This window comes from Allobosea sp. BE125 (assembly GCF_031456075.1).
Taxonomy (GTDB): Bacteria; Pseudomonadota; Alphaproteobacteria; order Rhizobiales; family Beijerinckiaceae; genus Allobosea.
The window spans coordinates 20,884-33,867 of the sequence record NZ_JAVDTY010000011.1 but is presented as its reverse complement, the minus strand read 5'-3'; the positions used below and the strand labels follow the sequence as shown (position 1 = coordinate 33,867).

13 protein-coding genes are annotated in these 12,984 nt (G+C 66.8%); 3 read left to right on the top strand and 10 right to left on the bottom strand.

What is annotated here, in order from left to right:
- Window positions 1-3: 3 nt before the first annotated feature.
- Together J2Y55_RS22315 and J2Y55_RS22310 are read right to left on the bottom strand one after the other, a co-directional pair.
- Complete coding sequence (locus J2Y55_RS22315; protein WP_310158109.1) at window positions 4-1,227, bottom strand: efflux RND transporter periplasmic adaptor subunit; 1,224 nt, start codon at window positions 1,225-1,227, stop codon at window positions 4-6.
- Window positions 1,224-1,862: a TetR/AcrR family transcriptional regulator gene (locus J2Y55_RS22310; RefSeq protein WP_310158107.1), complete on the bottom strand. Its 639-nt coding sequence runs from the start codon at window positions 1,860-1,862 to the stop codon at window positions 1,224-1,226. The genes J2Y55_RS22315 and J2Y55_RS22310 overlap by 4 nt, the downstream gene beginning before the upstream one ends.
- Window positions 1,863-2,121: 259 nt before the next feature.
- Between J2Y55_RS22310 and J2Y55_RS22305 the strand changes: the two genes are divergently transcribed.
- Together J2Y55_RS22305 and J2Y55_RS22300 are read left to right on the top strand one after the other, a co-directional pair.
- Entirely contained in the window at window positions 2,122-2,925 is an 804-nt protein-coding gene (locus tag J2Y55_RS22305; protein ID WP_310158105.1) for a glutamine amidotransferase, read from the top strand.
- The gene (locus J2Y55_RS22300) at window positions 2,922-4,163 is read left to right on the top strand and encodes an NAD(P)/FAD-dependent oxidoreductase (RefSeq protein ID WP_310158103.1); all 1,242 of its coding nucleotides are present in this window, start codon (window positions 2,922-2,924) and stop codon (window positions 4,161-4,163) included. Before J2Y55_RS22305 ends, J2Y55_RS22300 begins: the two co-directional genes overlap by 4 nt.
- A gap of 255 nt (window positions 4,164-4,418) precedes the next feature.
- On the opposite strand, the gene J2Y55_RS22295 is transcribed toward J2Y55_RS22300, so the two are convergent.
- The 8 genes from J2Y55_RS22295 to J2Y55_RS22260 all read right to left on the bottom strand — a co-directional run bounded on the left by J2Y55_RS22295 (window position 4,419) and on the right by J2Y55_RS22260 (window position 11,685).
- Window positions 4,419-5,216 carry a succinate dehydrogenase iron-sulfur subunit gene (locus tag J2Y55_RS22295; protein WP_310158102.1) on the bottom strand — a complete coding sequence of 266 codons (798 nt, stop codon included), beginning with the start codon at window positions 5,214-5,216 and terminating at the stop codon, window positions 4,419-4,421.
- 14 nt (window positions 5,217-5,230) lie between these two features.
- Window positions 5,231-5,761 (bottom strand): hypothetical protein, encoded by a 531-nt coding sequence (locus J2Y55_RS22290; RefSeq protein ID WP_310158100.1) that lies wholly within the window; start codon window positions 5,759-5,761, stop codon window positions 5,231-5,233.
- A 21-nt stretch (window positions 5,762-5,782) separates the two neighbouring features.
- On the bottom strand, window positions 5,783-7,615 hold the full coding sequence (sdhA, locus tag J2Y55_RS22285) for a succinate dehydrogenase flavoprotein subunit (protein WP_310158099.1): 1,833 nt from the start codon (window positions 7,613-7,615) through the stop codon (window positions 5,783-5,785).
- Between the two features lie 4 nt (window positions 7,616-7,619).
- The gene (gene sdhD, locus J2Y55_RS22280) at window positions 7,620-8,012 is read right to left on the bottom strand and encodes a succinate dehydrogenase, hydrophobic membrane anchor protein (RefSeq protein ID WP_310158098.1); all 393 of its coding nucleotides are present in this window, start codon (window positions 8,010-8,012) and stop codon (window positions 7,620-7,622) included.
- An 11-nt stretch (window positions 8,013-8,023) separates the two neighbouring features.
- A complete protein-coding gene (gene sdhC / locus J2Y55_RS22275; RefSeq protein WP_404979006.1) occupies window positions 8,024-8,425 on the bottom strand; it encodes a succinate dehydrogenase, cytochrome b556 subunit in 402 nt (133 codons plus the stop codon).
- A gap of 228 nt (window positions 8,426-8,653) precedes the next feature.
- A complete protein-coding gene (locus J2Y55_RS22270; RefSeq protein ID WP_310158094.1) occupies window positions 8,654-9,715 on the bottom strand; it encodes a MaoC family dehydratase in 1,062 nt (353 codons plus the stop codon).
- 257 nt (window positions 9,716-9,972) lie between these two features.
- A complete protein-coding gene (locus J2Y55_RS22265) occupies window positions 9,973-10,926 on the bottom strand; it encodes a threonine/serine dehydratase (RefSeq protein ID WP_310158092.1) in 954 nt (317 codons plus the stop codon).
- A 9-nt stretch (window positions 10,927-10,935) separates the two neighbouring features.
- Window positions 10,936-11,685, bottom strand: a complete 750-nt coding sequence (locus J2Y55_RS22260; RefSeq protein ID WP_310158091.1) for a DUF429 domain-containing protein — start codon at window positions 11,683-11,685, stop codon at window positions 10,936-10,938.
- Between the two features lie 163 nt (window positions 11,686-11,848).
- Between J2Y55_RS22260 and J2Y55_RS22255 the strand changes: the two genes are divergently transcribed.
- Window positions 11,849-12,724: an HpcH/HpaI aldolase/citrate lyase family protein gene (locus J2Y55_RS22255; protein WP_310158090.1), complete on the top strand. Its 876-nt coding sequence runs from the start codon at window positions 11,849-11,851 to the stop codon at window positions 12,722-12,724.
- The last annotated feature ends 260 nt before the right edge of the window (window positions 12,725-12,984 follow it).

Sequence of the window (12,984 nt, the reverse complement as noted above, 5' to 3'; positions counted from 1 at the left end):
CCGTCAGTTCGTCGCGACCGGCGTGATGACGTCGCCGTCACGCACGAAGGTGCCGGCCCGGGCCACGACGCTCTCGCCCTCAGCAATGCCGGAGACGATCTCGGCGCGGCCATCGCCGGCCAGGCCGAGCTGGACCTTCTTGGTCGTCACCTTGCCGTCGCTGACGCTCTGCACCGTCGCGCCCGAGCGGGCATAGGTGATCGCCGACAGAGGCAGCGTCACCGCGTTCTTGCGGCCGGTCTCGATCAAGCCGCGTGCAAAGGAGCCGATCGCGACGGGCGGATTGCCCTTGAGCGCGACGCGCACGCGGCCGAGCCGCGACTGCTTGTCGACCTCGGGCGCGATCAGCCGGATTTCGCCCGCCAGCGCCACGCTTGCGCCCGCCGGCGTCACCGCGACAGGCTGGCCAAGCTTGAGGCCCGGCAATTCGACCTCGGCGACATCCGCCTGAAGCTCGATCGCACCATCGGCGATGATGCGGAACAGCGGGTCGGCCGCGGCCATCGCCACCATCGCGCCGAGCCTTGCATAGCGCTTGCTGATGAGGCCCGCCGTCGGCGCCCTGATCTCGGTGCGGCCCAGCTTGACCTCGATGTCGCGCCCCTGAGCCTTCGCCAGCGCGAGATCGGCTGTCGAGATCGCCAGCGCCTGCCGGGACGAGTTCAACCGCGCGCTGGCCGAACGGGCGGCCGCGTCGCGCTGGTCATAAGTCTCGTTGCTGGCATTGCCGCTCTCGCGCAGGGTCTTGGTGCGGTCGAAGGCGTTGCGGGCCTGGACGAGATTGGCCTCGGCCTCGACGATCTGCGCATTGGACTGGGCGATCGCCGCCTCGGCGCGCGCGATCTGCGCGTCGTTCTGGGCCTTCTGCACCTCCAGCGTCGTCCGCGACAGGCGCGCCAGAACCTGGCCGGCCGCGACCTTGTCGCCTTCCTCGGCCACCAGCTCGACGACCTGCACGCCGTCGAGTTCCGGCGAGACCAGGACCTCGTCGCGCGCGATCATCGAGCCGGACACGACGACGCTCTGCACGATCTCGCTGATCTTCGCCTTGGTGATCGTGACGGACGGTCCGGCGCCAGGCGCCGGCTGGGCCGAAGTCTGTGCCTGTGCCTGCAGCGGCGCAGCCCAGCCGAGAGCGAGCGCCAGCAGCGAAACGGAGAGAAGACGGGACATCGGGCGGACTTTCGCAGCGGAAACGGGTTTGATCATGGCGGAGATGGCAGTCATGGCCGGGCCTCGTCCGGCTCGGGCAGCAGCAGCACCTGCGCCAGGCCGCGCATGGCGGCAAACAGGGTCTCCGCCCCCGCAGCAGCATCGAATTGCGGATCGACGGCGCGCCGGCAGAAGAAGCCGTCGGCCATCATGAAGATCGCCTGCAGGAAACGGGCATCGTCGAGATTGGCTGGCAATTCGCCGCTCGCCTTGGCCCCAGTGATGGCGGCGACGAGCCCGCCGATCACCGTCTCGTCGATATCGGCGCACATGCTGGCCATTGCCGGATTGCGCGCGGCCTCGGCCCAGATCTGCAGGGCGATGACCGCCTTTTCGCGCGGCTTCTCGGTCATATGGCGCCGGCCGAGCGCCTCGAGCTGGTCGAGCACCGCACCCTTGGCCGGGTCGAGCTGAGTGAAGTCGGCCGCGATCTGGGCTCGGTCGCGCTCGGCCATGCCGGCGATGATCGCGTCCTTGGATACGAAGTAACGGTAGAGATTGCCCGGGCTCATCCCGGCTTCGGCCGCAACGTCATGCATCGTCGCGGCATGGAAGCCCGCGCGCGCAAAAACGCTCTCGGCAGCGTCGAGAATACGGATATGGCGCTCCGAGAGAGCGTCAATCGGCGGTGGGGCAGCGATTGATGTCACGGTATGTCGATCAAATGAGAATGAACGTTCATTCTCATTTGCCTAACGGCACCCGCAATGTCAAGCCCATTTACATTGGCGGCTGGAAAGGGCCCGCGTCATGCCCTGATCGCCACTGCCGCATACCAGCCATGCCCATGCCAGGCATGGCTTACAATTTGCTTGCCTCGTCCCGATTGGAACCGCATTCTCCGGATATGGCATGGCGATGCGCATATCTTCCTTCCCTGACCGCGCGCCAGCGACCGAAAACCTCGCGATGAACGATCAGTCCCTTCGTTTCCGTGCCGCCCGCCCCACACGCTCGCCGCTCGCAGCCCGACGCACCCTGCCGGCTCCCAAACCGGTCCTCATCGTGCTGCATCAGGAGCATTCGACGCCCGGTCGCGTCGGCCGCCTGCTGCAGGCGCGCGGCCATGCGCTCGACATCCGCAAGCCGCGCTATGGCGACCCGCTGCCGCAAACGATGCGCGACCATGCCGGCGCGGTGATTTTTGGCGGGCCGATGGGGGCCAATGATTCCGACGATTTCGTCAAGACCGAGATCGACTGGATCGGCACCTGCCTGAAGGAAGATGCGCCCTTCCTCGGCATCTGCCTTGGCGCCCAGATGATGGCGCGCCATCTCGGGGCCAGGGTCTATACCCATGGCGAGGGTCGCGCCGAAGTAGGCTATTACCGGCTCGACCAGACGCCGGCCGGGCGCTGCCATGCGAATGAGGCCGGCTTTGCCTGGCCTGGAACCGTCTATCAATGGCACCGCGACGGCTTCGATTGTCCCAGCGGGGCGGAATGCCTCGCCACCGGCGGCGATTTCCCGGTGCAGGCGATCCGGGCCGGGAGCAAGGTCTACGGCATCCAGTTCCACCCCGAGGTCACCCCGGCGATGATGTGCCGCTGGTCGATCCGCGGCCATGAGCGCACGCTGATGCCCGGCGCACAATTGCGCCATCTGCATCTCGAAGGCTGGTATCAGTACGACCCCGCCATCCGGGCCTGGCTCGACGGCTTCCTCGACCATTGGCTGAAACAGCCAGCAGAGACGGCGCCAAACCTGTCATGAATCGGAATGTCATCGTCCTCGGCGCCGGCATGGTCGGCGTCTCCTGCGCGCTCGCCTTGCAGAAGCGTGGCTTCACCGTGACGCTGCTCGACCGGCGCGCGCCCGGCCAGGAGACCTCCTACGGCAATGCCGGGGTGCTGGCGCGCTCCTCGATCGTGCCGCTCAACAATCCCGGCCTCTGGTCGAAGCTGGCGAGCTATCTCGGTAACAGCCATCCGGCGCTCAATCTCGACTGGCGCCGCGCGCTGACACGGCCCGGCTGGCTCCTGCGCTTCCTCTGGGAATCCAGGCCCTCGCAGGCCGCCGCCCGCATCGCCGCCTTGGATTCGCTGACGGCGAGCACTGTCACCCGCCATCGCGAATTGATGGCGGCGGCGGGCGTCTCGCACCGCCTGCGCGAGACCGGCACGCTGAAACTCTGGCGCGGCGAGGACGGCCACGCCGCGGCCTTGGCCGAGCAGGATTTCCTCAAGCAACACGGCATCGCCTCGGAGGTGCTCGACCGCCAGGGCATCTCGGCGCTGGAGCCCGCGCTGAAGCCGATCTTCCCGGCCGGGCTCTTGACCCCCTCCAACGCTTCGGTCGATTCGCCCGGCGCCGTGACCGCCGCCTATGCCGCGCTCTTCGCGCAGCGCGGCGGCAGGATCGAGCAGGCCGAGATCCGCGCGCTCACGCGCAAGAGCGATGGTTGGCAGGTCGAGACCGACAAGGGAGCCTATGAGGCCGCCCTCGCCATCGTCGCGCTCGGGCCCTGGAGCGGCGACCTGCTCGCACCGCTTGGGCTGAACCCCAGGCTCGATGTCGAGCGCGGCTATCACCGCCATCTGCGGCCCGAGGCGGGCGCCGCCCTGTCGCGGCCGGTCTTTGATGTCGATGGAGCCTATTTCATGGCGCCGATGGAGCAGGGCTACCGCGTCACCAGCGGCGTCGATCTCAGCCTGCGCGACGCGCCCGACAATCACCGCCAGATCGACCAGGCGACCGCGAGCGCCCGCGAGGCTTTTCCGTTTGAGGAGGTCGTCGGCGAGACCTGGCGCGGCTGCCGGCCGACGCTGCCGGATTCACTGCCGATGATCGGCGAAGCGCCGCGCCATCCCGGCCTCTGGCTCGCCTTCGGCAACCAGCATATCGGCTTCTCCACCGGACCGATCACGGGCGAGATCATAGCCGCCCTGATCTGCAGCGAGACGCCGCCGGCGGATCCCAAGCCGTTTGCGCCGGGGCGGTATATTCGCTGATCGTCATTGCGAGCGCAGCGAAGCAATCCAGGAACCGTCGAGCGAGCCCTTCTGGATTGCTTCGCTGCGCTCGCAATGACGGGAATGTCGGCTCCAACATCAAAATGACGCCCGCGGCTGAGGCGAGCGCGAATGCGCTGGCGTGAGTCGGCTGGCGTGGCGGCCGAGAACCGGAGCGGAGCGTACATCGGTACGTGAGCACCGGAAGCGCAGGCCGTCGCGTCAGACGGCCGCGCCAGTAGCATTCGCGCCGGCTCAGACCTGGCGCGCCACCATCATCTTCTTCACTTCCGCAATCGCCTTGGCCGGGTTCAGGCCCTTCGGGCAGGCATTGGCGCAGTTCATGATGGTGTGGCAGCGATAGAGCCGGAAGGGGTCTTCGAGATTGTCGAGGCGCTCGCCGGTCGATTCGTCGCGCGAGTCGATCAGCCAGCGATAGGCCTGCAGCAGGGCGGCGGGGCCAAGATAGCGGTCGCCATTCCACCAATAGCTCGGGCAGGAGGTCGAGCAGCAGGCGCAGAGGATGCACTCATAGAGCCCGTCGAGCTTCTCGCGGTCGTCCTTGGCCTGCTTCCACTCCTTCTCCGGCGCCGGCGTCGTCGTCTTGAGCCAGGGCTCGATCGAGGCGTGCTGGGCGTAGAAGCGGGTCAGGTCAGGGACGAGGTCCTTGATCACGGGCATATGCGGCAGCGGGTAGATCGCGACCTTGCCCGCGCTCTTGCCATGCCCGGCGCATTCATCGATGCCGGTGGTGCAGGCGAGGCCGTTCTTGCCGTCCATGTTCATGGCGCAGGAGCCGCAGATGCCCTCGCGGCAGGAGCGCCGGAAGGTCAGCGTCGGGTCGATCTTGGACTTGATCCAGATCAGCGCGTCCAGAACCATCGGCCCGCAATCCTCGCGGTCGACGAAATAGGTGTCGGTGCGCGGGTTCTCGCCGGTGTCGGGGTTCCAGCGATAGACCTTGAACTCGGTCAGCTTCGCGGCCCCGGCCGGCTTCGGCCAGGCCTTGCCCTCGGTCAGGCGGGAATTTTGGGGAAGATTGAATTCGGCCATAGGATTTCAGTGCCTCATATCGCGCGGGCGAGTTTTACGCTGGCGAAGCCGGTGACAAAACTGGTGCCGATCAGCGCGATCACCGCACCGAAGGCGAGTTCCTGGGGCGACTGTGCGGGCGAGAGCCGAGCCAACACCGCGGGTAGCGTCAGCAGCATGACACCACCCCCGCTGAGCGCCAGCAGCAGGAAGGCAAGCCATAACGGCATCACGCCGAAAAAGGCTCCGACCAGAAACATCAGCAGCGCCAGCAGCATCGCTCCGCCGAAGATGAAAGCCCGATAGTCGATGCTCGCTCCGTGCCGGCTGGCGCTGCGGGCAAGCGGATTGGAGGCGAAGTTCAACGAAAAGATATCCGCCACCCACGTTGCGAGCGAGCCCGACTTGCCGAAGGACGTCACCAGGTCGCCGGCGACACGGCCCATCGCCTGCAATCCCACCCCGTAATTGCTGACATCGCCACCGAGCGCGCTCGGTACGAAAAGCAACGGCGCGGCGAAGACATAGGCGCCGCCCGCCAGCAGGAAGAGGGCAAACTTCAACATCGCGGATCGCTTCGAGGCGGCTCAATACACCCGCGCCTTGGGCTTGATGTACTCGATGTCGTTCGAGAGCGTGTAGGTGTGCACCGGGCGGTCGTCGAGCGTGACGGAGCGCTTCTCGTCGTCGATCCAGGACAGGGTGTGCTTCATCCAGTCCTTGTCGTCGCGGTTCGGATAATCCTCGCGGGCATGTGCGCCGCGGCTTTCCGGACGGTTCAGCGCCGAATCCATGGTGACGACCGCCTGAGTGATCAGATTGTCGAATTCCAGCGTCTCGACGAGGTCGGAATTCCAGATCAGCGAACGGTCGGTGGTGGCGATGTCGGTGATGCCGCCCCAGACCTCATGGATCAGCTTGTGGCCCTCTTCCAGCGTCTCGCCGGTGCGGTAGACCGCGCAGTTGTCCTGCATGGTCTTCTGCATGCGCCCGCGCAGTTCGGCGGTCGAGGTGCCGCCCGAGGCGTTGCGGTACTTGTCCAGGCGGATCAGCGCGAGATCGGCCGAGTTCTTCGGCAATTCCGGCTGCTTCTCGCCAGCCGTCACGGTTTCGGCGCAGCGCAGGCCCGCGGCGCGGCCGAAGACGACGAGGTCGATCAGCGAGTTGGAGCCAAGACGGTTGGCGCCGTGCACGGAGACGCAGGCCGCCTCGCCGATCGCCATCAGGCCCGGCACCACCGTATCGGGATTGCCGTCGACCTTGGTCAGAACCTCGCCGTGGAAGTTCGTCGGGATGCCGCCCATGTTGTAATGCACCGTCGGCAGAACCGGGATCGGCTCGCGCGTCACATCCACGCCCGCGAAGATCTTGGCGCTCTCGGAAATGCCCGGCAGGCGCTCATGCAGGATCTTCGGGTCGAGATGGTCGAGATGCAGGTAGATGTGGTCCTTGTTCTTGCCCACGCCGCGCCCGCCACGGATCTCCATGGTCATCGAGCGTGAGACGACGTCGCGCGAGGCGAGGTCCTTGGCGCTAGGTGCATAGCGCTCCATGAAGCGCTCGCCCTCGGAATTGGTCAGGTAGCCGCCCTCGCCGCGCGCGCCCTCGGTGATCAGGCAGCCCGCGCCATAGATGCCGGTCGGGTGGAACTGCACGAACTCCATGTCCTGCAGCGGCAGGCCGGCGCGCAGCACCATGCCGCCGCCGTCGCCGGTGCAGGTATGGGCCGAGGTTGCCGAGAAATAGGCGCGGCCATAGCCGCCCGTCGCCAGGATCGTCTGCTGCGAGCGGAAGCGATGGATCGTGCCGTCATCGAGCTTCAGCGCGATCACGCCCCGGCAATGGCCGTCCTCGTCCATGATCAGGTCGATGGCGAAATATTCGATGAAGAACTCGGTGTTGTAGCGCAGCGCCTGGCCATAAAGCGTGTGCAGCATGGCGTGGCCGGTGCGGTCGGCGGCGGCGCAGGTGCGCTGGGCCGGCGGGCCCTCGCCGAATTCGGTGGTCATGCCGCCGAAAGGCCGCTGATAGATCTTGCCGCTCTCGGTGCGCGAGAACGGGACGCCCCAATGCTCGAGCTCATAGACGGCGGCCGGCGCATTGCGCACGAGATATTCGATGGCGTCCTGGTCGCCGAGCCAGTCCGACCCCTTGACGGTGTCGTACATGTGCCACTGCCAGGTGTCCTTGCCCATATTGCCGAGCGAGGCGGCGACGCCGCCCTGAGCCGCGACGGTGTGCGAGCGCGTCGGGAACACTTTTGAGATGCAGGCCGTGCGCAGGCCGGCCTGCGAGCAGCCGACGGTGGCGCGAAGGCCGGCGCCGCCGGCGCCCACCACGACGACGTCGAAGGTGTGGTCGGTGATCGGATAGGCCTGACCGGCATAGGTCGCGGTTGAACGGGCTCTGGTGATCGCCATCGGATCAGCCTCCAAACGAGAGCTTCAGCACCGCGAAGACGCAAGCGGCGCCGATCGCGATCGCGAAGAAGGTGTTGGCCATCACGGCGGCGATCTTGAGGCCCTCGCCATGGATGTAATCCTCGATGACGACCTGCATGCCGATCCGCATATGCACCACGCCCGAGACGACGAAGAGCAGCATCAGGATCGCGACGAGCGGATGCGACAGCGTCGCCATCGCAGCCGGATAGGGCTTGCCGAAGAGCGAGATCACGATGCCGAGGAAGATCACCGTCAGCACGACATTGGCCACCGCGGTGACGCGCTGGAGCCAGAAATGCCCGGTGCCGGATTTGGCGGAACCCAGACCGCGAACGCGGCCGAGCGGCGTACGCATGGAGGAGTTGGACTGCATGGTGATGCTCCTCAGCGCAGGGCGTAGGCGAGGATCCAGACGAGCAGAGTGAGCCCGCCCGAAACGACAACGCTGTATTTCGCCATGTTCATCCGGGTCTGCGGCTCATAGCCATAGCCCATGTCCCAGACGAAATGCCTGAGGCCCCCGACCATGTGGTGCAGCAGCGCGAAGGAATAGCCGAACAGCACCAGCCGTCCGAGGATCGAACCCGCAATCCATTGGGCGGTCTCGAAGGCGGCAGGCCCCGAAGCGGCGGCGACCAACCAGGCCGCGATCAGCACGGTGCCGGCATAGAGCGCACAGCCGGTGACGCGATGCGCGATCGACATCGCCATGGTCCAGGACCAGCGGTAAATCTGCAGATGCGGCGAAAGCGGGCGCGCCGCCTGTTTGACCTCGGCCAAATTCACTCTCCGACTCTGCCGCCCATCAGCGGGCGTTTATCCATTTGGGATCGTTCTAGAGTGATTGGCTCTGTAACGAAACCGGTCCCGCGCTGCAATGCGGCATGCGGGATACGAAGTTACAGAAATCGAAATCTGTAACTTTTTGTTCGTCGCGACGCGCCGCGACACGCCTAGCTCTCATTGCGGCGGGCCGTAAAGCCTACGCCCGGGATGCCCGCATTGATGCGGGCCTCAGCGCGGCAGCAGCGCCCAATAATCGAAATCGAGGATGATGCCGTCATCATACTGGTCGCCATGCTTGAGCGGAAACTCGCCGCAGGGCCGGTTCTTCGTCGCGATCAAACGCAGCCGGAGCGCGCCGACATCGCTGCGCCCGGGCAATTCGGCGGCTTCCAGCACCTGGCTCCAGGCGAAGACCGTGTCTCCAGCGAAGAGCGGCGAGACATGACGCCCGCCATTGATCGCAGCGATGTGGAAGGCGTTGCCCAGGCCGTTGAAGGACAGGGCCCGCGCCAGGCTGATGACATGGCCGCCATAGATCAATCGCTTGCCGAAGCGGCTCTCGCGCGCGCCATAGGCGTCGAAATGCACCTTCGCGGTATTCTGGTAGAGCCTGGTCGCGATCTGGTGCTCGGCCTCCTCCACCGTCACGCCGTCGACATGGTCGATCTGCTCGCCGGCCGCATAAGCGCCCCAGCGGAAGGGCGAGCCCGCCAGCGCGTCGTCATAGGCCGTAAGCTCGATCGCCGGGCAGCCCTGGCCGAGCTCCTCCGGCAACACCGCCTTGGGCAGCTCCGGCACCTGCTCGGCATGAGCCGGCGTGCCCGGCTGGCGCTTACGCACCAAGACCCAGCGCGCATAGCTCAGCACGATTTCGGCCCTCTGGTTGCGGCCGATGGAGCGGACATAGACGATGCCGGCGTCGCCGGCCGAGGTCTGCTTCAGCCCGATCACCTCCGAGGTGGTCGAGAGCGTGTCGCCGGGAAAGACCGGCCTCAGGAAGCGCCCATCGGCATAGCCGAGATTGGCGATCGCGTTCAGCGAGATGTCGGGCACCGTCTTGCCGAAGACGATGTGGAAGACGAGCAGATCGTCGATCGGAGCGGCAGGATAGCCCAGCGCCTTGGCGAAGGCGTCAGAGGATTGCACCGCGAAACGCGGGCCGTAAAGCGCCGTGTAGAGCGAGACGTCGCCTGTTGTAACCGTGCGCGGCGTTGCATGCACGATGGTCTCGCCGAGGTTGAAATCCTCGAAGAAGCGGCCGGGATTGGTTTTCGCGACGGGCTCTGACATGGGGCTCACGCTTGAATGGGCTTGGCGGAGTGTGCGCTGCCGCATGGCGAGCCGTCCAGTCCCTGGCGAGTCCCAACGAAGAACAATGAGGTGCGGGGAACCCTCTCCCGAAGGGAGAGGGCAGGGTGAGGGGTCGGCCGTTTGACCCGTTAGCTGGAGCCCAACCGCAACTTCTACTGGAGCTTGGCTGGTCCAGGGACCGACACCTCACCCCTGCCCCTCTCCTTACAGGAGAGGGGTTCCCCGCGCCCTGTTCATCAACCGACAAGCCCAGCTAGCTTCCCCAGATCGACATTCGCCCCGCAGACCAGCACGCCGAGCCGCTCGCCCGGCGCAGGCTTGTAGGCCCCACAGAGCAGCGCGCCCAGCGCCGCCGCCCCACCGGGCTCCACCGCCAGCCGGAAATCGCGCCAGAGCGTGCCCTGCGCCTGGGTGATCGCCTCATCGGGCACCAGCACGACATGGTCGACCGTATCCTTGCAGATCTCATAGACCAGCGGGCCGACATTGCGCGCGCCCAACGAATCGGCTGCGACCGAGGCGACGTTGACCTCGACCGGCCCCTTCGCCTCCAGCGCCGCCTGCAAGGCACGCGAGCCGGCGGGCTCGACACCCACGACCTTGACCTTGCTCCCGGCGAACCAGGCAGCGATGCCCGAAATCAAGCCGCCGCCGCCGACCGCGACCAGGACGGTGTCGAGATCGGGCTCCTGGAGCTGCCATTCGCGCCCGAGCGTGCCCTGGCCGGCGACCGTTTCCTTCGCCGCGAAGGGATGGATCTTGAGCGCGCCGGTTTCCGCGACGAAGCGATCGCAGGCTGCCTGCGCATCGTCATATTGCGCGCCACCGATGACGACCTCGGCGCCAAAGCGGCGAATCGCCTCGATCTTGGCGGCAGGCGAGATCTCGGGCACAAAAATCGTCGCCTTGACGCCGCGCTCGCGCGCCGCATAGGCGACCGCCGCCCCGTGATTGCCGCCAGAGGCGGCAGCGACGCCCGCCGCCGGCACCGGCAGCGAGAGCAGGTTGTTGAAGGCGCCGCGCGTCTTGAACGAGCCGGCATGCTGCAGGCATTCGAGCTTCAGCGAGATCGCCGCCGGCGAGCCGAAAGCGCCGGCCCCGAGCCGCATCACCGGTGTGACGCGGGCATGGCCGGCAATGCGTTCTGCAGCCGCCTCGATCATCGGGCGCGGCACGGGTCGTTGGGTCATGACGGTGTCCTATGAAGGCAGGCGCTCGGGCGCAAAGGTCCAGATCGCGATGGGAAGCCCATGGCTATCGCGTCCCGGCGGATCGGGAAAGGGCGCTCCACGCCCGGCCAGGATGTGCTGGGCGACGACCAAAGCGGCAAGCGCGTCGAGCGCGTCATCGGCGGCGGCACCTTTCGGCGGCCGGGCCTCGACGATCGCAGCCGGCAGCCCTGCCGCGATCAGGAGCGCCCGGCGCTCGGCCATGCCAAGGGGATTGATCGCGCCCTTGATCTTCTTGGGCTGCGTCAGCGCCGCGCCGCGCATGGTGCGGAAGGCGAGCTCGGGATGGACCTCGAAGATGCGCTCCCGAAGCGTGGGCTCCGTCCTGAGCAGGGTGTCGATCTCGCGGATCCTCGGAAACAGATGGAAGCCCTGCTTGGAGACCTTTCGCGGCGGCTCGGAGGTTTCGAGCGCCAACCGGCAGGCCTCGCGATAATCCGCGCAATAGACGGCGGACCGCGCCGGGATCGAGAACACCGAGGATTGCCGCTCGCCCAGGAGCGGCCTGACCAGGCGCTCGGGCCCACGCCCCACGCCGGAAACCCGGTCCGGCAGCCCAATCGGCATGTCCACGGCCAGGATCGCCGGCGGGTTTTCGCTGGCAAGCAGATCGGCCAGCTTCGGGACCACGCGCAGCGAGGGCGGCTCTTGGGCGGCAGTATCGACAAGCGCCGCAATCCAGCCCGCCCTGCAGCCATCCACCCCCGCGATCCACGCCATCCGCGCGCCCTCCCGCATCCGCCTTTTGCAGAACTGACGTTGCATGTGCGTCGCGTCTAGTGTGCAGTGCAGCGAAGAGCGGCAGCGATGCCGCCCGAGCTGGATGCGAAACAGCGATAACCGGCCTTTCGCGTGAGTCCCGCGTTAGATTTGAGAGATTGCCATGACCACAATCCGCCCCCGCCGCAGCGTCCTCTACATGCCCGGCTCCAACGCCCGCGCGCTCGAGAAGGCCCGCGAGATCGCCGCCGACGCCCTGATCCTCGACCTTGAGGACGCCGTCGCGCCCGATGCCAAAGAGACCGCCCGCGCCCAGGTCTGTGCCGCCGTGAAGGCCGGCGGCTATGGCCGGCGCGAGCTCGTGATCCGCACCAACGGCCTCGACACGCCCTGGTTCGCAGCCGACCTCGCCGCCGCCGCAGAGGCCAGGCCCGACGCCATCCTGATCCCGAAAGTCTCCTCGCCCGAAACCTTGCAGCAGGTCGGCACCTTGCTCGACGGTCTCTGGGCCGCCCCCGAGATCCGAATCTGGGCGATGATCGAGACGCCGCTCGCCATCCTCGACGCCGAACGCATCGCACGCGCGGTGCAGGACCGCCGGACGCGGCTGGCCTGTTTCGTGATGGGCACCAACGACCTCGCCAAGGAGACACGCGCCCGCTTCGTGCCCGGCCGCGCGCCGATGCTGCCCTGGCTGACGACGGCGATCCTCGCCGCCCGCGCCTATGGCATCGACATCGTCGACGGCGTCTATAACGACCTCAAGGACGAGGCCGGCTTCACGGCGGAATGCGAGCAGGGCCGCGATCTCGGCTTCGACGGCAAGACGCTGATCCACCCCGGGCAGGTCGCGACCGCCAACGCGGTCTTCGCGCCCGACGACGCCGAGCTCTCGCGGGCGAGGGCGATCATCGCCGCCTTCGACCAGCCGGAGAACACCGACAAGGGCGCGATCCAGCTCGAGGGCCGCATGGTTGAGCGACTGCATGCCGAGATGGCCAAGCGCGTGGTGGCGCTGGGTGAGGCGATCGGGGCTTAAAGCCTGCTGTGTATGCTCGCAAACACGCCGTCATCCTGGGCGACCGCAGGTCGTCCCGGGATCCATCGTAGGGAACTGCACTCTACGGTGGATCCCGGATCTGCGCGGCTTCACCGCTTGTCCAGGATGACGCGGTGGTTCCGAGGATGAGCGGTATGCGAGCCCCTTCTCCCACCGATGTCGGATGTTTCCGACATGGGCATGAGCTTTGCCAAGATCGGGCAAGCCCTATCTTGGTGGGGAGAAGGGTTCAGGTGGGG

Coding starts and splice junctions, on each gene's coding strand:
- J2Y55_RS22315 (WP_310158109.1), bottom strand. CDS start 1,227: ATGACTGCCATCTCCGCCATGATCAAACCCGTTTCCGCTGCGAAAGTC.
- J2Y55_RS22305 (WP_310158105.1), top strand. CDS start 2,122: ATGAACGATCAGTCCCTTCGTTTCCGTGCCGCCCGCCCCACACGCTCG.
- J2Y55_RS22300 (WP_310158103.1), top strand. CDS start 2,922: ATGAATCGGAATGTCATCGTCCTCGGCGCCGGCATGGTCGGCGTCTCC.
- J2Y55_RS22295 (WP_310158102.1), bottom strand. CDS start 5,216: ATGGCCGAATTCAATCTTCCCCAAAATTCCCGCCTGACCGAGGGCAAG.
- J2Y55_RS22290 (WP_310158100.1), bottom strand. CDS start 5,761: ATGTTGAAGTTTGCCCTCTTCCTGCTGGCGGGCGGCGCCTATGTCTTC.
- sdhA (WP_310158099.1), bottom strand. CDS start 7,615: ATGGCGATCACCAGAGCCCGTTCAACCGCGACCTATGCCGGTCAGGCC.
- sdhD (WP_310158098.1), bottom strand. CDS start 8,012: ATGCAGTCCAACTCCTCCATGCGTACGCCGCTCGGCCGCGTTCGCGGT.
- J2Y55_RS22270 (WP_310158094.1), bottom strand. CDS start 9,715: ATGTCAGAGCCCGTCGCGAAAACCAATCCCGGCCGCTTCTTCGAGGAT.
- J2Y55_RS22265 (WP_310158092.1), bottom strand. CDS start 10,926: ATGACCCAACGACCCGTGCCGCGCCCGATGATCGAGGCGGCTGCAGAA.
- J2Y55_RS22260 (WP_310158091.1), bottom strand. CDS start 11,685: ATGGCGTGGATCGCGGGGGTGGATGGCTGCAGGGCGGGCTGGATTGCG.
- J2Y55_RS22255 (WP_310158090.1), top strand. CDS start 11,849: ATGACCACAATCCGCCCCCGCCGCAGCGTCCTCTACATGCCCGGCTCC.